General features: G+C 73.0%; 17 protein-coding genes. 11 read left to right on the top strand and 6 right to left on the bottom strand.

The features are described 5' to 3' along the window. Positions 1 to 245: 245 nt before the first annotated feature. Positions 246 to 1,907 (bottom strand): alkaline phosphatase D family protein, encoded by a 1,662-nt coding sequence (locus EBH09_RS03520; protein ID WP_121745539.1) that lies wholly within the window; start codon positions 1,905 to 1,907, stop codon positions 246 to 248. Positions 1,908 to 2,237: 330 nt separating this feature from the next. On the opposite strand from EBH09_RS03520, the gene EBH09_RS03515 reads away from it, so the two are divergent. Then, positions 2,238 to 2,543 carry a hypothetical protein gene (locus EBH09_RS03515; protein ID WP_121745538.1) on the top strand — a complete coding sequence of 102 codons (306 nt, stop codon included), beginning with the start codon at positions 2,238 to 2,240 and terminating at the stop codon, positions 2,541 to 2,543. Between the two features lie 54 nt (positions 2,544 to 2,597). On the opposite strand, the gene EBH09_RS03510 is transcribed toward EBH09_RS03515, so the two are convergent. Further along, complete coding sequence (locus tag EBH09_RS03510) at positions 2,598 to 3,398, bottom strand: class I SAM-dependent methyltransferase (protein ID WP_121745537.1); 801 nt, start codon at positions 3,396 to 3,398, stop codon at positions 2,598 to 2,600. Between the two features lie 273 nt (positions 3,399 to 3,671). On the opposite strand from EBH09_RS03510, the gene EBH09_RS03505 reads away from it, so the two are divergent. The 3 genes from EBH09_RS03505 (at position 3,672) to EBH09_RS03495 (ending at position 5,777) form a co-directional block, all read left to right on the top strand. Then, entirely contained in the window at positions 3,672 to 4,364 is a 693-nt protein-coding gene (locus tag EBH09_RS03505) for a PAS domain-containing protein (RefSeq protein WP_121745536.1), read from the top strand. Further along, positions 4,361 to 5,338, top strand: a complete 978-nt coding sequence (locus EBH09_RS03500; protein ID WP_121745535.1) for a pyridoxal-phosphate dependent enzyme — start codon at positions 4,361 to 4,363, stop codon at positions 5,336 to 5,338. The genes EBH09_RS03505 and EBH09_RS03500 overlap by 4 nt, the downstream gene beginning before the upstream one ends. A 79-nt stretch (positions 5,339 to 5,417) precedes the next feature. Then, positions 5,418 to 5,777 carry a cupin domain-containing protein gene (locus tag EBH09_RS03495; RefSeq protein ID WP_121745534.1) on the top strand — a complete coding sequence of 120 codons (360 nt, stop codon included), beginning with the start codon at positions 5,418 to 5,420 and terminating at the stop codon, positions 5,775 to 5,777. Between the two features lie 195 nt (positions 5,778 to 5,972). Here the strand turns inward: EBH09_RS03495 and EBH09_RS03485 are convergent, their stop codons facing one another. From EBH09_RS03485 to EBH09_RS03475, 3 genes are read right to left on the bottom strand one after another with little or no spacing between them, the layout of a single operon-like run. Continuing rightward, complete coding sequence (locus tag EBH09_RS03485) at positions 5,973 to 6,605, bottom strand: lactate utilization protein C (RefSeq protein WP_121745532.1); 633 nt, start codon at positions 6,603 to 6,605, stop codon at positions 5,973 to 5,975. Further along, positions 6,602 to 8,080 carry a lactate utilization protein B gene (locus EBH09_RS03480; RefSeq protein WP_121745531.1) on the bottom strand — a complete coding sequence of 493 codons (1,479 nt, stop codon included), beginning with the start codon at positions 8,078 to 8,080 and terminating at the stop codon, positions 6,602 to 6,604. Before EBH09_RS03480 ends, EBH09_RS03485 begins: the two co-directional genes overlap by 4 nt. Then, complete coding sequence (locus EBH09_RS03475; protein WP_121745530.1) at positions 8,077 to 8,832, bottom strand: (Fe-S)-binding protein; 756 nt, start codon at positions 8,830 to 8,832, stop codon at positions 8,077 to 8,079. Before EBH09_RS03475 ends, EBH09_RS03480 begins: the two co-directional genes overlap by 4 nt. Positions 8,833 to 9,064: 232 nt before the next feature. Here EBH09_RS03475 and EBH09_RS03470 point away from each other — a divergent pair, with 232 nt between their 5' ends. From EBH09_RS03470 to EBH09_RS03450, 5 genes are all read left to right on the top strand, one after another. Beyond that, the gene (locus EBH09_RS03470; RefSeq protein WP_121745529.1) at positions 9,065 to 10,090 is read left to right on the top strand and encodes a LacI family DNA-binding transcriptional regulator; all 1,026 of its coding nucleotides are present in this window, start codon (positions 9,065 to 9,067) and stop codon (positions 10,088 to 10,090) included. Between the two features lie 115 nt (positions 10,091 to 10,205). Next, positions 10,206 to 11,507 carry an alpha/beta fold hydrolase gene (locus EBH09_RS03465; protein WP_121745528.1) on the top strand — a complete coding sequence of 434 codons (1,302 nt, stop codon included), beginning with the start codon at positions 10,206 to 10,208 and terminating at the stop codon, positions 11,505 to 11,507. Between the two features lie 57 nt (positions 11,508 to 11,564). After that, the gene (locus EBH09_RS03460) at positions 11,565 to 12,308 is read left to right on the top strand and encodes a PIG-L deacetylase family protein (protein WP_121745527.1); all 744 of its coding nucleotides are present in this window, start codon (positions 11,565 to 11,567) and stop codon (positions 12,306 to 12,308) included. A 4-nt stretch (positions 12,309 to 12,312) separates the two neighbouring features. Beyond that, positions 12,313 to 13,278, top strand: coding sequence for a sigma-70 family RNA polymerase sigma factor (locus EBH09_RS03455; RefSeq protein WP_121745526.1), 966 nt, complete (start codon positions 12,313 to 12,315; stop codon positions 13,276 to 13,278). 68 nt (positions 13,279 to 13,346) lie between these two features. After that, positions 13,347 to 14,177, top strand: a complete 831-nt coding sequence (locus EBH09_RS03450) for a pentapeptide repeat-containing protein (protein ID WP_121745525.1) — start codon at positions 13,347 to 13,349, stop codon at positions 14,175 to 14,177. Here EBH09_RS03450 and EBH09_RS03445 read toward each other — a convergent pair. Next, complete coding sequence (locus tag EBH09_RS03445; protein ID WP_121745524.1) at positions 14,139 to 15,686, bottom strand: cytochrome P450; 1,548 nt, start codon at positions 15,684 to 15,686, stop codon at positions 14,139 to 14,141. The genes EBH09_RS03450 and EBH09_RS03445 overlap by 39 nt on opposite strands. A gap of 121 nt (positions 15,687 to 15,807) precedes the next feature. Here EBH09_RS03445 and EBH09_RS03440 point away from each other — a divergent pair, with 121 nt between their 5' ends. Both EBH09_RS03440 and EBH09_RS03435 read left to right on the top strand, forming a co-directional pair. After that, complete coding sequence (locus EBH09_RS03440) at positions 15,808 to 16,416, top strand: TetR/AcrR family transcriptional regulator (protein ID WP_121745523.1); 609 nt, start codon at positions 15,808 to 15,810, stop codon at positions 16,414 to 16,416. A 181-nt stretch (positions 16,417 to 16,597) separates the two neighbouring features. After that, the coding region (locus EBH09_RS03435; protein ID WP_153182599.1) for a DUF2470 domain-containing protein at positions 16,598 to 17,313 on the top strand (716 nt) is incomplete at its 3' end.

Here is a 17,313-nt window from a genome sequence, read left to right as displayed (position 1 = left end):
CGAGCGCGGTCAGGGCTGCGCGGCGGCTGCGCGCGGCATGTCTGCCGACCATGCGATGTGCCTCCTTCGAGGGCTGTGCGAGACAGCGGGGATCGGTGAGTGACCGTGGTTTACGGTGCGACTGCGGCGAAGTCACAGTCCTTGCCGGAAAGATCCGCGGGAATGCCGGGTCCGGGCGTCTTTCGCGCGATGGGGGACGCGGCGGACGGCAAGTGCAGTACGCGGACGCGCACGCCGGGCCGGGTTCAGGCGGGGTTCAGCCCCGGGGCGCCCGCCTCGGTGACGAAGGACGCGGCCGTGCTGATGGGAGCGCCGGGTGTGCTGATGGCGGAGACCGTCCTGAAGTCGAGGCGGGCGGCCTGGCGGTCGAGTTCGACCCGGACGTAGCCGCGCCTGCCGTCGTAGTACTTCATGTGCGGGTTGGCCTGCATGTACAGGTCCCAGTTGGCGGGCCGCTCCACTCCGTCCCGGCCGCTGGCCACCGACGTGCAGGTGACCTCCGTGCCGACGGTGGCGGACGCCGGGTCGTCGAAGTTCTCCTTGACGTCGAGGGCGTAGCCCACGTGTACGTCGCCGGTGAGGATCAGCCAGTTCTCGACCCCGGCGGCCTTCGCCCCGGCGACGACCCGGGCGCGCGAGGCGCGGTAGCCGTCCCAGGCGTCCATCGAGAGCGCCGCGTCGGCGGTCACGTCGAACTTGCGCTGTGAGAAGCAGACCTGCTGGGGCATCACGTTCCACAGCGCGGTCGAGCTCTGCCAGCCGCCGAGCAGCCACTGCTCCTGCGCGGTGCCGGTGATAGTACGTGCCGGGTCGTCCGACTCGGGCCCGGGGGCGTGCGGGCGGTCGTCGTAGGCCTGGTCGGAGCGGTACTGCCGGGTGTCGAGGATGTCGAACTGGGCGAGCGTGCCCCAGTGCAGCCGGCGGTACAGCTGCGCGTCCGGGCCCTGCGGCAGCTGTGCGGCGCGCAGCGGCTGGTTCTCCCAGAACGCGCGGTAGGCGGCTGCCCGCCGCAGCAGGAACTCCTCCGGCGGGATGGAGTTCTCCGGGATGCTGCCGGCGTAGTTGTTCTCGGTCTCGTGATCGTCCCAGGTGACCACGAAGGGGTGCGCGGCGTGGGCCGCCCGGAGGTCCTCGTCGTTCTTGTAGAGCGAGTAGCGCAGCCGGTAGTCGGCGAGGGTCATCGTCTCGCGGTTGAACACGTCGGGCAGCACGACGTCGGTGTAGCGGCGCTCCCCGCCCTCCGAGTTGACCGCGTACTCGTACAGGTAGTCGCCGAGGTGGAAGACCACGTCGACGTCGTCCTGGGCGAGGTGCCGGAGCACCGTGTAGTAGCCGTCCTGGTAGGCCTGGCAGGCGACGGCCGCCAGTTTCAGCCCCGACGTGGCGCTGCCCGCCGGCGGCGCGGTGCGGGTGCGGCCGGCCGGGCTGAGCCAGACGCCGGTCCGGAAGCGGTAGTAGTACACCGTGCCCGGTGTCAGGCCCTTCACGTCGACGTGCACGCTGTGGTTGTACTCGGCGTGCGCGTCGGCGGTGCCCCGGAACAGGACGGCGGCGAAGTACTCGTCGAGCGCCACCTCCCACTCGACCGTGACCCGCTCCGTGCCCATCCCGCCGTCCTCCAGGAACGGCTCCGGCGCCAGCCGGGTCCACAGCAGCACCGAGTCCGGCTGGGGGTCGCCGGAGGCGACGCCGAGGGTGAACGGGTCGCTGCTGATCCGGGCGCTGCGCAGCGGGGCGGCGGCCGCGCCGCGGGCCGGCAGGTTGGTGGAGAAGGCGAGCGCGGCGGCCGCCGCGGTGACGGTGAGGAAGCGCCGGCGGCCCAGGTGCCGGGCGGCGGCGCCCATCACGGCGTCGTGCGGGGAGAAGGCGTGCTCGGCCAGTCGGCTGTGACGGCCCGTGGGCGCCATCTGGTGTCCTCTCGTACGGGGCGGGCGGTCCATGGGCGAGCGGCACGGGTAACCGGGTGGGCCCCGGGCGGTCGCCCCACGCACGCCGGCACGGGGTACTCGCGTCGGGGCGAGCCGGTATGCGCCGTCCGAGCCCGGGCCTCGCCGCGCGGTGGCGCCGACCCGCGATGCGCGGACCCCGCATGCTAAGCAGACAAAACACCCGAAATCGGCAGGACTTGCGGAGTGATCACACAGGAGGGGGTACGCGCGTGTGGGCGTCGACCGTCCGGGGCACCCGGAACGGACGGTAAGCGGGTACATGGGTGAGAAAGGCGGCGGGCCGAGCCGATGGCGAGGACACGGCGCTACGAGGTGGCGGCCTCCGGCCGCTGGTGGGACCCGGAGGACGGCCGCTGGCTGCCGTCCGGCGAGGTGCACGCGTGGGAGCAGGGCATGAACCAGACCGTGTGCGGACTGTCCCTCAACCGTTCGCGGCTGTCCAGGTTTCCGGCGGTCACCTGGACCGAGGTGCTGCCCGAGTCCGGCGGCGCGGCCGACGCGGTCCGCCGGGTCTGCCCCCGCTGCGCCGCCGCGGCCGGCCGCCGCGGCGCGGACGCCCGGCCCGGCTGGCGGCGCACCAACCCGCGCCCCTGAGTCACGCCCTTGGGGACCGGGCGGACGGCCCGGCCCGGGTGTCGCTGTCCGCGCCTACGACGGCAGCGGCGAGCGGCTGACGCGGATCTTGGACTGGCCGTGCGACCGCTTCTCCCAGTCCGCCATGAACCGCGCGTGCAGGCCGTGCCTGCGGGCCAGCGTGAGCAGGGTGTCGGTGCGGTAGTAGAAGTCCTCGCGGAGCACCTGGTGCTCGGTGCCCTCGGTGCGGTCGAAGGTGAAGTCGAAGAACCCGGTGCCGGTCAGGACGCGGCCGACGTGGGAGAGGCACTCCTCGATCACGTTCAGCGGCGAGTGCGAGAAGACGCTGTGCGCGTGTACGACGTCGAAGTGGTCGTCCGGCAGGAAGTCCAGGGTGAGGTCCCCGGTGATGGTCAGGTGGGGCAGCTTGGCCTGGAGGCCGTGCTCGGTCAGGGTCTTCTTGGCGGCGATCAGGATGTCCGGCGAGATGTCGATGCCGTAGTAGTGCCCCGCGTCCAGGTGGTCGATGAAGTGCCGGCCGCCGCGCAGGTTGCCGCAGCCGATGTCGAGCATGTGGTGCTCGGGACGCAGTCCGTGCTCGATCAGGTACTCGAACTGCATCTGGCCGAGCGCCAGCCATCGGTCGTGGGTCCGGCTGCCGACCGCGGCCTCCGGGTTGCGGCGGGCGTCGGAGGCCATCACGGCCCGGTAGTAGCCGACGTGGTCCGGGTGCTTGATCCGCAGCCACGCGTCCCGGCCGGCCCGGCGGACGTAGGGGCCGACGCGCTCGGGATGACGCAGCGCGTACGTGACCTTGTGTGTGAGCGCGGCACGATTGCTGCGCAGCTTCTTCGGGGACCTGGCGTCCTTGGGCATGGGATCGACCCTCCGTGTGAGCGCGGGGCAGGACGGTGCCGCAGAGGGTGTCAGAACCGGCGGCGCGGCGACAGGACCGTGGTGACGGCGAGTCCGGGTCCGAGTGCGAGGCCGCAGAGGAGGCCGTGTCGATCCGCCGGGACGCCCAGTGGCCGCCGGTCGGGCGTCGCCTCCGACGCACGTCGACCGCGGGCCGTGGTCGGGTCTGGACTGTCAGTCCATCCGTTGGACGTGTAGTCTTGAGTCTCCGGGATTCGAGTACGGAGGCCCCTGATGAGCGAACCCGCCCTGGACGCCGAACGGGACGCGGTCCTCGCCGCCCTGCGCCCCGTCGTGGACGGCGTCGCGGCGACGTTCGGCCCGGTCTGCGAGGTGGTCCTGCACGACTACCGACGCCCCGAGCGGTCGGTCGTGGCCGTCGCCGGCTCGGTGACCGGGCGGACGGTGGGCGGGGCCATGAGCGAGATCGGCATGCGCGTGCTGGCCCGCGGCGACGAGGCCCGGGACGAGCTGAACTACGTCACGCGGACGGCCGACGGCATCCTGCTGAAGTCCTCGACCATGGTGCTGCGCGACTCCACCGGGGCCGTGTTCGGTGCCCTGTGCGTCAACCTGGACGTCACCGCCGTGGACCGGGCCCAGTCCCTGCTCGGCGCCCTGGCCGGCACCGCGGCCACCTCCGCCGACCCACCGGCGACCACCTTCGCCGACGACATCGACGCGGTGGTCGACGCCATCGTGGACGCCCACCCGCTGCGGCGGGACAGGAGCTGGGCGGCGCTGGAGCGCGCACAGCGACTCGAGCTGTTCCGCGACCTGGACGGGCGCGGCGTGTTCGCCGTACGCCGCTCGGTCGAGCAGGTCGCCGCCCGGCTCGGCATCTCCCGGGCCTCCGCCTACAACTACCTCTCCCAGGCCCGCGCCGCGGCCGACCCGGCCGCCGACCCCGCTGGAGGACACGCGTGACGACCACCACCCCACCGGTCACCCTCGACGACGTCCGCTCCGCCGCCGCCCGCCTCCGGGGCGTCGCGCACCGCACCCCGGTGCTGCGCTCACGCACCCTGGACGCCCTGGCGGGCGCTGAGATCTTCCTCAAGTGCGAGAACCAGCAGCGGGTGGGCGCCTTCAAGTTCCGCGGCGCCTACAACGCGGCCTCCCGCCTCACGCCGGAGCAGCTGTCCCGCGGCATCGCCGCCTACTCCTCCGGCAACCACGCCCAGGCGGTCGCCCTCGCCGCGCGCGAGCTGGGCACCACCGCCGTGATCGTCATGCCCGAGGACGCGCCACCCTCCAAGCGGGCGGCCACCGCCGGCTACGGCGCCGAGATCGTCACCTACGACCGCTACACCGGCGACCGTGTCGCCGTCGCCGAGGCCCTGGCCGCCGAACGCGGGCTGAGCCTGATCCCGCCCTACGAGCACCCGCACGTCATCGCCGGACAAGGCACCGCCGCCCTCGAACTCGTCGAGGAGACGGGACCACTGGACGCCCTGATCACACCGGTCGGCGGCGGCGGACTGATCGCCGGGAGCGCCACCGCCGTCAAGGGCCTGCACGCCGGCACCCGGGTCGTCGGCGTCGAACCGGAGGCCGGTGACGACACCAAGCGGTCCCTGGAGGCGGGCCGGCGCGTCACCGTCCCGGTCCCGCGCACCATCGCCGACGGCCAGGCCCTGCACACCCCCGGCGAGCTGACCTTCTTCCTCAACCGGCGGTTGCTCGACGGGATCGTGCTGGTCAGCGACGACGAGATCAGGGACGCGATGCGCTTCGCCTTCGAACGGCTGAAGACCGTACTCGAACCGAGCGGTGCCACCCCGCTGGCCGCCCTCCTCACCGGCCGCGCCGGCCCGCTGCCCGGCCGCGTGGGCGTGATCCTCTCCGGCGGCAACGTGGACGCCGAACGCTTCGCCCGTCTGTGCGGCACCCCGCGCTGACCCCGCGCGTCCCCCGGATGGCGGCCCCGAGTTGACAGGCGGACGATGGAGTGGTGGGGCCATGGAAAGGAGAAGCGTCATGTTCGAGGCAAAGACGCTCGACAAGCCGGACGAGCGGCGCGATTTCCCTCGCGGGCACATCGAGGCCGTGCACATGGAAGGGCTCGACTTCGCCGTCGCCACCTTCGAGCCGGGCTGGCGCTGGTCGGAGTCCGTCGCCCCCCTCGCGGGCACCGACAGCTGCATGATCCACCACAACTGCTACGTGGTCGAGGGACGCTTGCACGTCCGCATGGACGACGGCGCCGAGAGCGAGGTGGGCCCCGGCGACGTCTTCGTCTGCTCGCCCGGCCACGACGCCTGGGTCGTGGGCGACGGACAGTGCGTCGTGTACGACTTCGCCGGAGGCATGGCCAAGGAGTACGCCAAGGCCGACTAGGCAGAGACCGGCACGTCGCGCGAGGAACCGCGAACAACGAGAGGAGGGGGTGGCCGTCGCGACGGCCACCCCCTGCCGCTCCCGGCTCACGCGGCCTGCGCCACCGCACCGGCCGCCGGCGTACGCGGCGCCCGCCGGGCCGTCACCAGGCTCGTCCCCAGCGTCACCGCCGGGGACCGATCACCGCCTGCCCGCTCACCCCTCCACCAGCACCACCTCCAGCGTGCGCGGACCGTGCACCCCCTCGACCCGGTCCAACTCGATGTCACTGGTCGCCGACGGACCGGAGATCCAGGTCAACGGGCGGACGGGGTCCAGGCGTTCGAGGGCCTGGGGAACCGATGACACCACCTGGTCCGGCACCCGTACGACGCAGACGTGGTGGTCGGGGACGAGGGTGATGCGGCGGCGGCCCTGGTCGGGGGAGCCGTCCAGGACGATGGTGCCGGTCTCGGCGACGGCGACCGCGCAGCCGGTGACCACGCTGTCGACCCGGTCGAGGTCCTGCGGGGTGCTCGCGGCGCGGTCGTGGACGCGGGTCGCGTCGACCGCCTTGAGCCAGTGCGGAGGCAGCTCCGGCGGAACCACCACGCTCTGCGAGCCGTGTGCCGCCAGGAGCCGCATCAGCACCTCGGGCAACTGCGCGTCCGTGCACCGGTGCACGATCGCCCGGTAGTCCGCCAGGTTCCCGGCGAGCAGCTCCACCGTCTCGTCGGCGCCGCGCCGCCCGTGCTCGCGCAGATAGTCCCGCAAGACCGGAGCCCCGTCGGCCGGCACGTCCGCGAGAGCGCGCCGTACCCGGCCCAGAACGCGTTCCCTGCTGCTCACTTCGCCCCGTCCTTCCCATCGCGCGTGCGCTGCCACCAGTCGCGGAACGGCTCCGCGGGAACCTCGGGGAGATCCCGGCTGCCGCTCCACGCCCGGCCCGGTCCGGGGAGCGTACGGGGATGGAGCCGCCGGGTCCGCGACGTCAGCCGCTGCCCGGCGCGCAGCGCGCCCGGGTGCGTGAACGCCCACCGCGCCGCCCGCATCGCCGCCCGCTCGGCCGCATGCCCCCTGGCCGGTTTCAGGACGACCCGGTTGCCCTGCCGGACGGCAGGGCCGCCCTGCACCACCCGCTCCCGCAGGTGGACCAGCACCTCGGGGATGTCGATGGCGACCGGGCACACCTCGTAGCAGGCGCCGCACAGCGAGGACGCGTACGGCAGGGACGCGTCGATCTCGCTGCCCGTGCCCCGCAGTTGCGGACTGAGGATCGCGCCGATCGGCCCCGGGTACACCGAGCCGTAGGCGTGGCCGCCGGCCCGCTCGTAGACCGGGCAGACGTTCAGGCACGCCGAGCAGCGGATGCAGCGCAGTGCCTGACGGCCGACCTCGTCGGCGAGGGTGTCGGTGCGGCCGTTGTCCAGCAGGACCAGGTGGAAGGTGCGAGGGCCGTCCCCGTCGGTGGTGCCGGTCCACATGGACGTGTACGGGTTCATCCGCTCGGCCGTCGAGGAGCGGGGCAGGGTCTGCAGGAAGACCTCCAGATCGCGCCAGGTGGGCACGATCTTCTCGATGCCGACGACCGAGATCAGGGTCTCGGGCAGGGTCAGGCACATCCGGCCGTTGCCCTCGGATTCCACGACCACGAGGGTGCCGGTCTCGGCGACCATGAAGTTGGCGCCGGAGATGCCGACCCTGGCGCGCAGGAACTTCTCCCGCAGGTGCAGCCGGGCCGCCTCGGCGAGTTCGGCGGGCGTGTCGGTGAGACCCTCGGGCGCCGGCCGGCCCCACTCGCCCATCTCGGAGCGGAAGATGTCCCGGATCTCGCCGCGGTTGCGGTGGATCGCCGGCACCAGGATGTGCGAGGGCCGGTCCCCGCCCAACTGCACGATCAGCTCGGCGAGATCGGTCTCGTAGGCGCGGATGCCCTCCGCCTCCAGCGCCTCGTTGAGACCGGTCTCCTGCGTCGCCATCGACTTGACCTTGACGACCTCCGACTCCCCGGTCGCCTTCACCAGATCCGCGACGATCCGGTTGGCCTCCTCGGCGTCGGCGGCCCAGTGCACGGTCCCCCCGGCCGCCGTGACCGCCTCCTCCACCCGCACCAGATACCGGTCCAGATACCGCAGCGTGTGATCCTTGATCCGCTTCCCGGCCTCACGCAGCCGCGCCCAGTCGTCCAGCTCCGCGACCGCCCGCGCCCGCTTGTCCCGGATGGTGTGCGTCGCGTGCCGCAGATTCCCGCGCAACGTCGGATCGTGTACGGCGTCCCGTGCCGCCTCGGGGAAGGACGGCATCCCCAGATGGGTCCCGCTCATACGGTCACCGCCTCCTCCGTGCCCGCCAGGATCTCCGCGATGTGCACCGGCCGCATGCCCGTCCGCAGCCGCGTCATGGTCCCGCCGATGTGCATCAGGCAGGAGTTGTCGGCCGCGCACAGCACCTCGGCGCCGGTGGACTCGGCGTTGCGCACCTTGTCGGCGCCCATCGCGGCCGACACGTCGGGGTTCTTCACGGCGAAGGTGCCGCCGAAGCCGCAGCACTCCTCGGCGCCGGGCAGCTCGACCAGCTCCAGCCCCTTCACCGCCTCCAGCAGCCGCCGGGGCCGGTCGCCGAGACCCAGACTCCGCAGCCCGTGGCAGGTCGGGTGGTACGTCACCGTGTGCGGGTAGTACGCCCCCACGTCCGTGACCCCCAGCACGTCCACTAGGAACTCCGTCAGCTCGTACGTCTTCGGCACCACCGGCGCCAGAGTGGCCGCGAGCGCGCCGCCGCGCCCCTCCGCCCGCGCCCGTTCGCCCATCCGCGGATACAGCTCCCGCACCATCGCGCCGCAGGAACCCGACGGCGTCACGACCGTCTCGTACTCCGCGAACACCTCCGAGAAGCGCCGGGCCAGCGGCTCCGCCTCGTGCCGGTACCCGGTGTTGTAGTGCGCCTGCCCGCAGCAGGTCTGGGCCATCGGGAAGTCGACCTCGACGCCCAGTCTGGTCAGAAGCTGCACCACGGCACGGCCGGTGTCCGGATACAACGTGTCGTTGACGCAGGTCAGGAACAGGGCCACACGCATCGCGGCTCCTTGTGATCGGCCGGCTCGGACATCGTGATCATCGGATGAACCGCAGGGTAGTCGGCATACCCGGGCCGGGGGAGCCCTCCGTCGGCGCGTCCCGCCATGCCGCCCGCTTCCGGCTGCCCGCCTGACGGGGACCTCCGCCGGCCGGCGCGGGTAATGTGTGAAGGTCTGCCGGCCGCCCACGTCCCGGTGCGTTGCCCAGCCCGACCCTGGAGGTCCCTGCCCGATGGCCCATTCGGTGGGTATCAAGGACGTCGCCCGAGCCGCCGGAGTATCCGTGGGCACGGTCTCCAACGTGATCAACCGCCCGGACACCGTGGCGACCGAGACCCGCGCGCGCGTACTGGCCGAGATCGACCGGCTCGGCTACGTCCGCAGCGAGTCCGCGCGCCAGCTGCGCGCGGGCCGCAGCCGCATCATGGGGCTGCTCGTCCTGGACATGGGCAACCCCTTCTTCGTCGACGTCGCGCGCGGCGCCGAGCGGGCCGCGCGCGACGCCGGGCTCGGCGTGATGGTCTGCAACAGCGCCCAGAACCCGGGGGAGGAGGCCGAGTACCTCTCGCTCTTCGCCGAGCAGCGGGTGCGCGGCGTACTGCTGACCCCGGCCGACGCCACCGGCCGCAACATCGAGGGCTTCCGGCGGCACAACATCCCCTTCGTGCTGGTCGACCGTGTCGCCGAGGGCACCACCGAGTGCTCCGTCTCCGTCGACGACGTGGCCGGCGGCGCCCTGGCGGTACGTCACCTCGTGGACGCCGGACACCGCTCCATCGCCTACGTCAGCGGCCCGCCCGGCCTCAACCAGGTGCGCGACCGCCGCACCGGTGCCCTGCACGCGCTCGCCGAGGCCGGACTCGGTCCCGACGCGCTGCGCGAACTGCCCACCGAGCGGCTCGACGTCGCCGCGGGCAGGGACGCCGGCGCCCGCCTCCTCGGCCTCTCCGACCGGCCGACCGCCGTCTTCTGCGCCAACGACCTCCTGGCCCTCGGCGTGCTCCAGGCCGTGTACGCCGCCGGGGTCGGCGTCCCCGACGACCTCGCGATCGTCGGCTACGACGACATCGAGTTCGCCGCCGCCGCGGCCGTCCCGCTCACCTCCGTGCGCCAGCCGGCCGTCACCATGGGCGTCATGGCCGCCGAGCTGCTCCTGGAGGAGACGGAGTCGCAGGGCGCGGACCGGGCCCACACGCACCGGCGGGTCGTGCTCCAGCCCGAACTGGTCGTGCGGCGCTCCAGCCTCGCCGCCCGCTGACCCGTCGTTCAGCACGAATTTCCCCTCCCGGGGGTCGGACACCGCAGAACCGTGTGCTGAACTGGGACACGGTCGAAAGATCCGTCCGTATGGTCCATCCGTTCCGGGAGCCCCGTTGAGCGTCAGCTACCGTCAGCCCGGCGTCGTCCTCACCGACCGCCGTTTCACCGTGCCCCTCGACCACGCGAACCCCTCCGGGGAGACGATCGAGCTGTACGCCCGCGAGGCCGTGGCGAGCGACAGGACGGGCCAGAACCTGCCGTGGCTGGTCTATCTCCAGGGCGGCCCCGGCTTCGGGGCGAACCGTTTCATCGGCCGCCCCGCCTGGCTCGGCCGTGCCCTGAAGGACTACCGGGTGCTGCTCCTGGACCAGCGCGGCACCGGTGCCTCCACGCCCGCCAACCGCCAGACGCTCCCGCTGCGCGGCGGCCCCGCCGAGCAGGCCGCCTACCTCACCCACTTCCGCGCCGACGCCATCGTCCGCGACTGCGAGGCCATCCGCCCCCAGGTCACCGGCGGCGCCCCCTGGGCCGTCCTCGGCCAGAGCTTCGGCGGCTTCTGCACCGTCGCCTACCTGTCGCTGGCCCCCGAAGGGCTGAGCACCGCCCTGATCACCGGCGGCCTGCCCTCCCTGGACGCCCACGCCGACGACGTCTACCGGGCCGCCTACCCCCGCATCGAACGCAAGGTCGCCGCGCACTACGCCCGCTACCCGCAGGACGTCGAGCGTGCCCGCCGCATCGCCGACCACCTGCTCACCCACGACGTGGTCCTGCCGAACGGCTACCGGCTCACCGTGGAGGCCTTCCAGTCCCTCGGCATCCTCCTCGGCGGCGGCGAGGGCAGCCACCGCCTGCACTTCCTCCTGGAGGACGCCTTCGTCCGCACCCCGAGCGGACACGAACTGTCCGACGCCTTCCAGGAGCAGGTCCAGGGCCTGCTGTCGTACGCCGGCCACCCGCTCTACGCCCTGGTCCACGAGGCCATCTACGGCCAGGACGCGCGCCCCACCGACTGGTCGGCCGAGCGGGTCCGCGCCGAGTTCCCGCGCTTCGACGCCGCCAAGGCCCTCGCCGGCGACGAACCGCTGCTGTTCACCGGCGAGTCCGTCCACCCCTGGATGTTCGACTGCGACCCGGCGCTGCGCCCGCTGCGCGAGACCGCCGAACTGCTCGCCGCCCGCACCGACTGGACGCCCCTGTACGACCCGGCCCGTCTCGCCGCCAACGAGGTGCCGGCCGCCGCCGCCGTGTACCACGACGACATGTACGTCGACACCGGCCACGCGCTGACCACGGCACGCGCGATCCGCGGCCTGCGCACCTGGGTCACCGACGAGTTCGAGCACGACGGCGTACGGGCCGGCGGCCCCCGCGTCCTGGACCGGCTGCTCGCACTCGCCCGCGACGAGGCCTGAACGCCCACGCGTTCGGATTCCGGGTGGGATGTCAGCGGCACGGGTTAATGTGCGGGCATGACGGAGCCGACGATCACGCGACTGGAGCCCATGCCCGGCGACTGGCGGCGCGCCCTGGCCGTCGTCGCCCACCCGGACGACCTGGAGTACGGCTGCTCGGCGGCGATCGCGGCCTGGACCGACGAGGGCCGCGAGGTCGCCTACGTCCTCGCGACCCGGGGCGAGGCGGGCATCGACACACTGGCGCCCGCCGAGTGCGGCCCCCTGCGCGAGCGGGAGCAGCGGGCGAGCGCGGCCGTCGTCGGGGTGAGCGAGGTGGAGTTCCTCGACCACCAGGACGGTGTCGTCGAGTACGGCACCGCCCTGCGCCGCGACATCGCCGCCGCGATCCGCAGGCACCGCCCCGAGCTGGTCATCACCATGAACCACCGGGACACCTGGGGCGGCGTCGCCTGGAACACCCCGGACCACGTCGCCGTCGGCCGTGCCACGCTCGACGCGGCGGGCGACGCCGGCAACCGGTGGATCTTCCCGGAGCTGACCGAGCAGGGCCTCGAACCCTGGAACGGCGTGCGCTGGGTCGCCGTCGCGGGCTCGTCCTCGCCCACGCACGCCGTGGACGCCACGCCGGGGCTGGAGCGCGCGGTGCGCTCCCTGCTCGAACACCGCACGTACATCGAGGTGCTGACCGACGAGGACCCGGAGACGTACGTGCGCGGATTCCTCGTCGGGTTCGCCGAGGCGGCGGGTGAGCGGTTCGGCGGAAAGCCGGCGGTGACCTTCGAAGTCTTCGGACGGTAGCGCCATGGCGGGGGAGCGGGGGGAGCGCCGCGTGCCGGGGGAACAGAACGCGCGGGGGCGGCAGTCCGTGCGGGGGCGGCAGCGTCTGGCGGAGCGGTTCGAGGAGCACCGGGGGCAGCTGAAGGCCGTGGCCTACCGCATGCTCGGTTCACTGACCGAGGCGGAGGACGCCGTGCAGGAGGCGTGGCTGCGCCTCGACCGCGCCGGCGCGGACGGCATCGACAACCTGGGCGCCTGGCTGACCACGGTGACCGGCCGGGTCTGCCTGGACATGCTGCGCTCACGCACCTCGCGACGTGAGGAGCCGATGGCCGAGGGCTTCGACACCTTTGTCCCGGATCCCGTGCTGAGGGCGCTGCCGCAGGGCGATCCGGAGCAGGAGGCCTTGCACACCGACTCGGTGGGCCTGGCCCTGCTGGTCGTACTGGAGACCCTGGAGCCGGCCGAGCGGCTGGCGTTCGTGCTGCACGACATGTTCTCCGTGCCCTTCGACGACATCGCGGCGATCGTGGAGCGCAGCCCGGCCGCCACCCGGCAACTGGCCAGCAGGGCCCGGCGCCGGGCCCGGGAGGCCACGCCCGCGGCCGACCCGGATCTTGGCCGGCAGCGCCGGGCCGTCGAGGCGTTCCTGGCCGCCAGCCGCGCCGGCGACTTCGAGGCCCTGGTGTCCGTCCTCCACCCGGACGTGGTGCTGCGGGCCGACGCCGGCGCGCTTGCCTCGGGAGTGGCGGCGTCGAAGACGGTGCGGGGCGCGCGGACGGTCGCCACCGGGGCGTTCCACTTCCGCCATCTCGCCGGTCTCGCACGTCTGGTCCTGGTCAACGGCGCGGTCGGGACCGTCGCCGTGTCCGAGGGACGTCCGCGGTCGGTCACCTACGTCACAGTCGTCGACGGGCTCATCACCGGCCTCTACATCCTGTCCGACCCCGAGCGGCTGGCCCGGCTGGACCTGACCGCCCTGGAGGCCTGACCGGCGCCGCCGACCGTGACCGGGGCCGCCGGCGCGGTGGTGCGACGGCGGCCCGTATCCTCGACGTCATGCGAGAAAAGGCGACTGACCAGGCGGAACTGCGCGGCGACTGCGGGCGCTGCTTCGGCCTGTGCTGCGTGGCCCTGCCCTTCTCCCGCTCGGCGGACTTCGCCATCGACAAGGACGCCGGAAAGCCCTGCCCGAACCTTCAGGGCGACCACCGCTGCGGTATCCACGCGCGGCTGCGGCAGAGCGGCTTCACCGGCTGCACGGTCTACGACTGCTTCGGCGCCGGGCAGAAGGTCTCGCAGGTCACCTTCGGAGGGCGGGACTGGCGCACCGGCCCGCCGGAGCGGACCCGGCGCGTCTTCGACGTGTTCCCGGTCGTCCGCCAGCTGCACGAACTGCTCTGGTACCTGACCGAGGCGCTGACCCTGCCCGCGGCCCGCCCGGTCCACGTCGACCTGCGCCGCGCCCTTACCGACACCGAGCGCCTCACCGACGGGTCCCCCGACGAACTGGCCGCTCTCGACGTCGCCGAGCACCGGCAGCGGGTCAACGCGCTGCTGCTGCGCACCAGCGAACTCGTGCGGGCCGGGAAACGCGGCAAGAAGAAGAACCGCCGCAACGCCGACCTCATGGGCGCCCGGCTCAAGGGCGCCGACCTCAGTGGGGCCGATCTGCGCGGGGCGTACCTCATCGCCGCCGACCTCACCGGCGCGGATCTGCGGGGCGCGGACCTGATCGGCGCCGACCTGCGCGACGCCGACCTCACGGACGCGGACCTGACGGGCGCCTTCTTCCTCACCCAGCCGCAGCTCACCGCGGCCCGGGGCAGCTCCGGTACCAGACTGCCGGGGTCAGTCACCCACCCCGTGCACTGGACAGCGGGGCTCTGAGGCGGCCTCCTCGGCGCCGGACGCGCGGTCCGGCGCCGCCCCGGGACGGCCGGCCGCGGTCCGCCGGTCCAGCCGCAGTCGCAGCCCTTCCGGCATCAGCGTCAGCCGCTCGGTCACCCGGAGCCGGTAGTCCGGGTCGGGCCGCAGCTCGTAGCGGCGCAGCAGCAGCCCCAGGACCAGTGTCGCCTCGTGCAGCGCGAACTGCCGCCCGATGCACGCCCGCGCCCCCGTTCCGAACGGCTTGAAGGCGTGCGGGGCACGCGACCGTACGGCCTTGGCGTCGAAGCGGTCCGGGTCGAACCGCTCGGCGTCCGGTCCCCAGACCTCCGGGTCGCGGTGCAGCATCCCCGCGAGCACCAGCGCCCAGGCGCCGCGGCGCATCGGATACTCACCGCCCAGTACCGTGTCCCGGCGGGCCTCCCGCGCGAACGCGGGCGCGGTCGGCCACAGCCGCAGCGACTCGTCCAGCACCCGGCGAAGGTAGCGCAGTTTGGCCACCTGTTCGTAGCCGGGTGCCTGCGTATCGCCCCACACCCGGTCCACCTCGGCCCGGGCCCGGGCCGCGACGTCGGGGTGCCGCGCGAGATAGTGCAGGGCGAAGGAGAGCGCGCCCGAGGTGGTTTCGTGCCCGGCCACCAGGAAGGTGATGACCTGGCGGCGGACGTTCTCCGGCGACAGCCGCTCACCGGTTTCGGGATGGGCGGTCTCCAGCATCCGGTCGAGCAGGTCGCCGTCGCCGTCGCCGGCGGCGGCCGTGCGGGCGCGGACCAGGTCGTCGACGGTGCGGTTGAGGTAGGCGATGTCGGCGGCGTTGCGGCGGCTCGCGCCGCGCAGCAGCCACGGCGCCAGCGGGGCGGGCACGGTGTTGAGGCGCTGTGCGTAGGTGAGTGTGCCCACCATCGCGGTCACGAAGGGATGGAGCCGGGCGCGCTCGAAGGACCCGAAGTCGTGCCCGAATCCGGTGCGCGCGATCGTCTCCAGCGTCAGCTTGGTCATGTCGCCGGGCACGTCCACCGCCCGTCCCGCCGCCTGCGCCCGGTCCCAGTGGTCCGTGAGCCGTCCGGCCACGTCCAGCATCATCACGTGGTAGCCCGCCATGGCCTCGCGGCTGAACCCGGGCGCCAGGACGTCGTGCGCGAGCTGCCAGTTGGACTCGTGGTTGTACGCCGTGAACAGCCCGTCCCCGGCGATCGGCCGCAGGTTGGCCACGCCGAGCCCCACATGCTTGGCGAACCGCTCCTCGTCGGCGAGGTCGGCGGTGAGCGAGGCGCCCCACACGAACACGAACTCCTTGCCGAAGGCCCGCCGCCGGAATATCGGCCCCAGTTGCCGGGCGTAGCGCAGCGAGTCCTGCATCGGGGTGCGCCTGCTCGCGCCGACCACGTCCCCCAGCAGGGGGAGCCGGTACGGCGGATGCGGGAGGCGACGCAGTTCGGGCCAGCCCAGCTCGGCGCTGCGGAACCCCTTCGGCAGGCTGTCCGGTTCCGTTCCGTTCGTCGTCTCCGCCATGACGCGATCTCCCTTGACGCAGCGGCGTGTCGCACGTGCCGAGGCAAGCCTGTTGTACATGGATTCAATAACGCGCTCAGTCTCGTCCCGTTGTTGAACCGACGTCAAGTAAGGTGCGCACATGGCCGCGAACCAGGGCGAGCGAACGCGCCGCCGGCTCAGCACCGGCGAGCGACGGGAGCAGTTGCTGTCGGTGGGCGCGCGGCTGTTCTCGGACAGCCCCTACGACGACGTGTGGATCGAGCAGGTCGCCGAGATCGCCGGCGTCTCCCGGGGGCTGCTGTACCACTATTTCCCGACCAAACGGGACTTCTTCGCGGCGGTCGTCGAACGCGAGAGCGAGCGCATGCTGAGGATGACGGCGGCCGTGCCCGGCGTTCCGGTCCGGGAGCAGCTCACCGCCGGACTCGACGCGTACCTGGAGTACGTACGGGCCCACGCGCACGGATACCGCGCCTTCCACCGTGCCGACGCGACCGGGGACCAGGCGGTGCGCCGGGTCTATCGGCAGGCCCTCGCGGCACAGGAGCGGCAGATCCTCGAAGCCCTTTCCGTGGACCCGGAGTTCGGCCCGGCCTTCGAGGTGCGGACCGACGTACGGCTGGCGGTGCGCGGCTGGCTGGCGTTCACCACCGCGGTCTGCCTGGAGTGGCTGCGGGATCCGGAGCCGGCCCGTGAGCAGGTGCGCGACCTGTGCGCGCGGGCCCTGCTGGGCGCCATCGCGCCGTAAGCGCCCCCGTTGCACTCAGAAACGCGCGCTCAAGTCGCTGAAAAGCGCCCTCCGGTGCACTGGGAAAGTTCCGCAAAGATCACGCGTCCTGGTTGGCGCACACCTCGACATCCTATAAGTTAGGTGAGCCTTACCTAATGAACCTGATCTGTGCTCAACGAACTGACGAAGGAGGTCGGGGATGGGTGACAGCCACACCTGGACGGCCGCGCCTGCCGCGGCGGAGCAGGCCCGTTCCGTACTCGCCGCCGCCTGGTCCTGCGCGGTGACCGCGGAGGGCGGCCGCGAGGAGTTCGTCGGCGCGCACTCCGTGGCCGACGACGGCCGGGTGCTGTTGCACGTGCCCGAGGACAGCGCCCTGCTCGCGGCCGCGATCTGCGCGCCCCGCGGCGAGCCGTCCGCCGTGCTGGAGTTCGCCGACGTGGCGCCCGTCCCGGTACGGGGCCGGATCAGGGCGCGGCTCTGGCTCGCGGGCTGGTTCGTCCTGGAGGACGGCCACTTGGCGTTCACGCCCACCCGCGTGGTGCTGCGGCAGCCGTCCGGTGCCGTGGTCGTCGGCCTCGACGAGTTCACCGCCGCCGGGCCGGACCCGCTGGCCCTGGCCGAGGCCCGGCTGCTGACCCACCTCGCCGACTGCCACGGTGACGCCGTGGAGCGGCTGACCCGGCTCGTCGACGCCGACAGCCTGCACGGCGCGGTCCGGGTGCGGCCGCTCGCCGTCGACCGGCACGGACTGACGCTGCGCATCGAGCGCGCCCGCTCCCACGGCGACGTTCGCCTGCCCTTCCACGCGCCCGCCGACGACGTCGCGCAGCTCACCGAGCGGATGCACGTGCTGCTGGCGCAGGCGAGCGCCGCGTCCTGCCCCCGGGCCCTGCAACGGCAGCGCACCGACGG

The sequence above is a fragment of the Streptomyces sp. E2N166 genome, from assembly GCF_003671715.1.
Classification (GTDB): Bacteria; Actinomycetota; Actinomycetes; order Streptomycetales; family Streptomycetaceae; genus Streptomyces; species Streptomyces thinghirensis.
This window is presented reverse-complemented; position numbering and strand designations above follow the sequence as displayed.

What these genes read in the sequence shown, in the direction of transcription:
- EBH09_RS03480 (WP_121745531.1), bottom strand. Translation starts at nt 8,080, where the DNA reads ATGAGCGGGACCCATCTGGGGATGCCGTCCTTCCCCGAGGCGGCACGG.
- EBH09_RS03495 (WP_121745534.1), top strand. Translation starts at nt 5,418, where the DNA reads ATGTTCGAGGCAAAGACGCTCGACAAGCCGGACGAGCGGCGCGATTTC.
- EBH09_RS03445 (WP_121745524.1), bottom strand. Translation starts at nt 15,686, where the DNA reads ATGGCGGAGACGACGAACGGAACGGAACCGGACAGCCTGCCGAAGGGG.
- EBH09_RS03505 (WP_121745536.1), top strand. Translation starts at nt 3,672, where the DNA reads ATGAGCGAACCCGCCCTGGACGCCGAACGGGACGCGGTCCTCGCCGCC.
- EBH09_RS03520 (WP_121745539.1), bottom strand. Translation starts at nt 1,907, where the DNA reads ATGGCGCCCACGGGCCGTCACAGCCGACTGGCCGAGCACGCCTTCTCC.
- EBH09_RS03510 (WP_121745537.1), bottom strand. Translation starts at nt 3,398, where the DNA reads ATGCCCAAGGACGCCAGGTCCCCGAAGAAGCTGCGCAGCAATCGTGCC.
- EBH09_RS03515 (WP_121745538.1), top strand. Translation starts at nt 2,238, where the DNA reads ATGGCGAGGACACGGCGCTACGAGGTGGCGGCCTCCGGCCGCTGGTGG.
- EBH09_RS03460 (WP_121745527.1), top strand. Translation starts at nt 11,565, where the DNA reads ATGACGGAGCCGACGATCACGCGACTGGAGCCCATGCCCGGCGACTGG.
- EBH09_RS03440 (WP_121745523.1), top strand. Translation starts at nt 15,808, where the DNA reads ATGGCCGCGAACCAGGGCGAGCGAACGCGCCGCCGGCTCAGCACCGGC.
- EBH09_RS03450 (WP_121745525.1), top strand. Translation starts at nt 13,347, where the DNA reads ATGCGAGAAAAGGCGACTGACCAGGCGGAACTGCGCGGCGACTGCGGG.
- EBH09_RS03475 (WP_121745530.1), bottom strand. Translation starts at nt 8,832, where the DNA reads ATGCGTGTGGCCCTGTTCCTGACCTGCGTCAACGACACGTTGTATCCG.
- EBH09_RS03455 (WP_121745526.1), top strand. Translation starts at nt 12,313, where the DNA reads ATGGCGGGGGAGCGGGGGGAGCGCCGCGTGCCGGGGGAACAGAACGCG.
- EBH09_RS03470 (WP_121745529.1), top strand. Translation starts at nt 9,065, where the DNA reads ATGGCCCATTCGGTGGGTATCAAGGACGTCGCCCGAGCCGCCGGAGTA.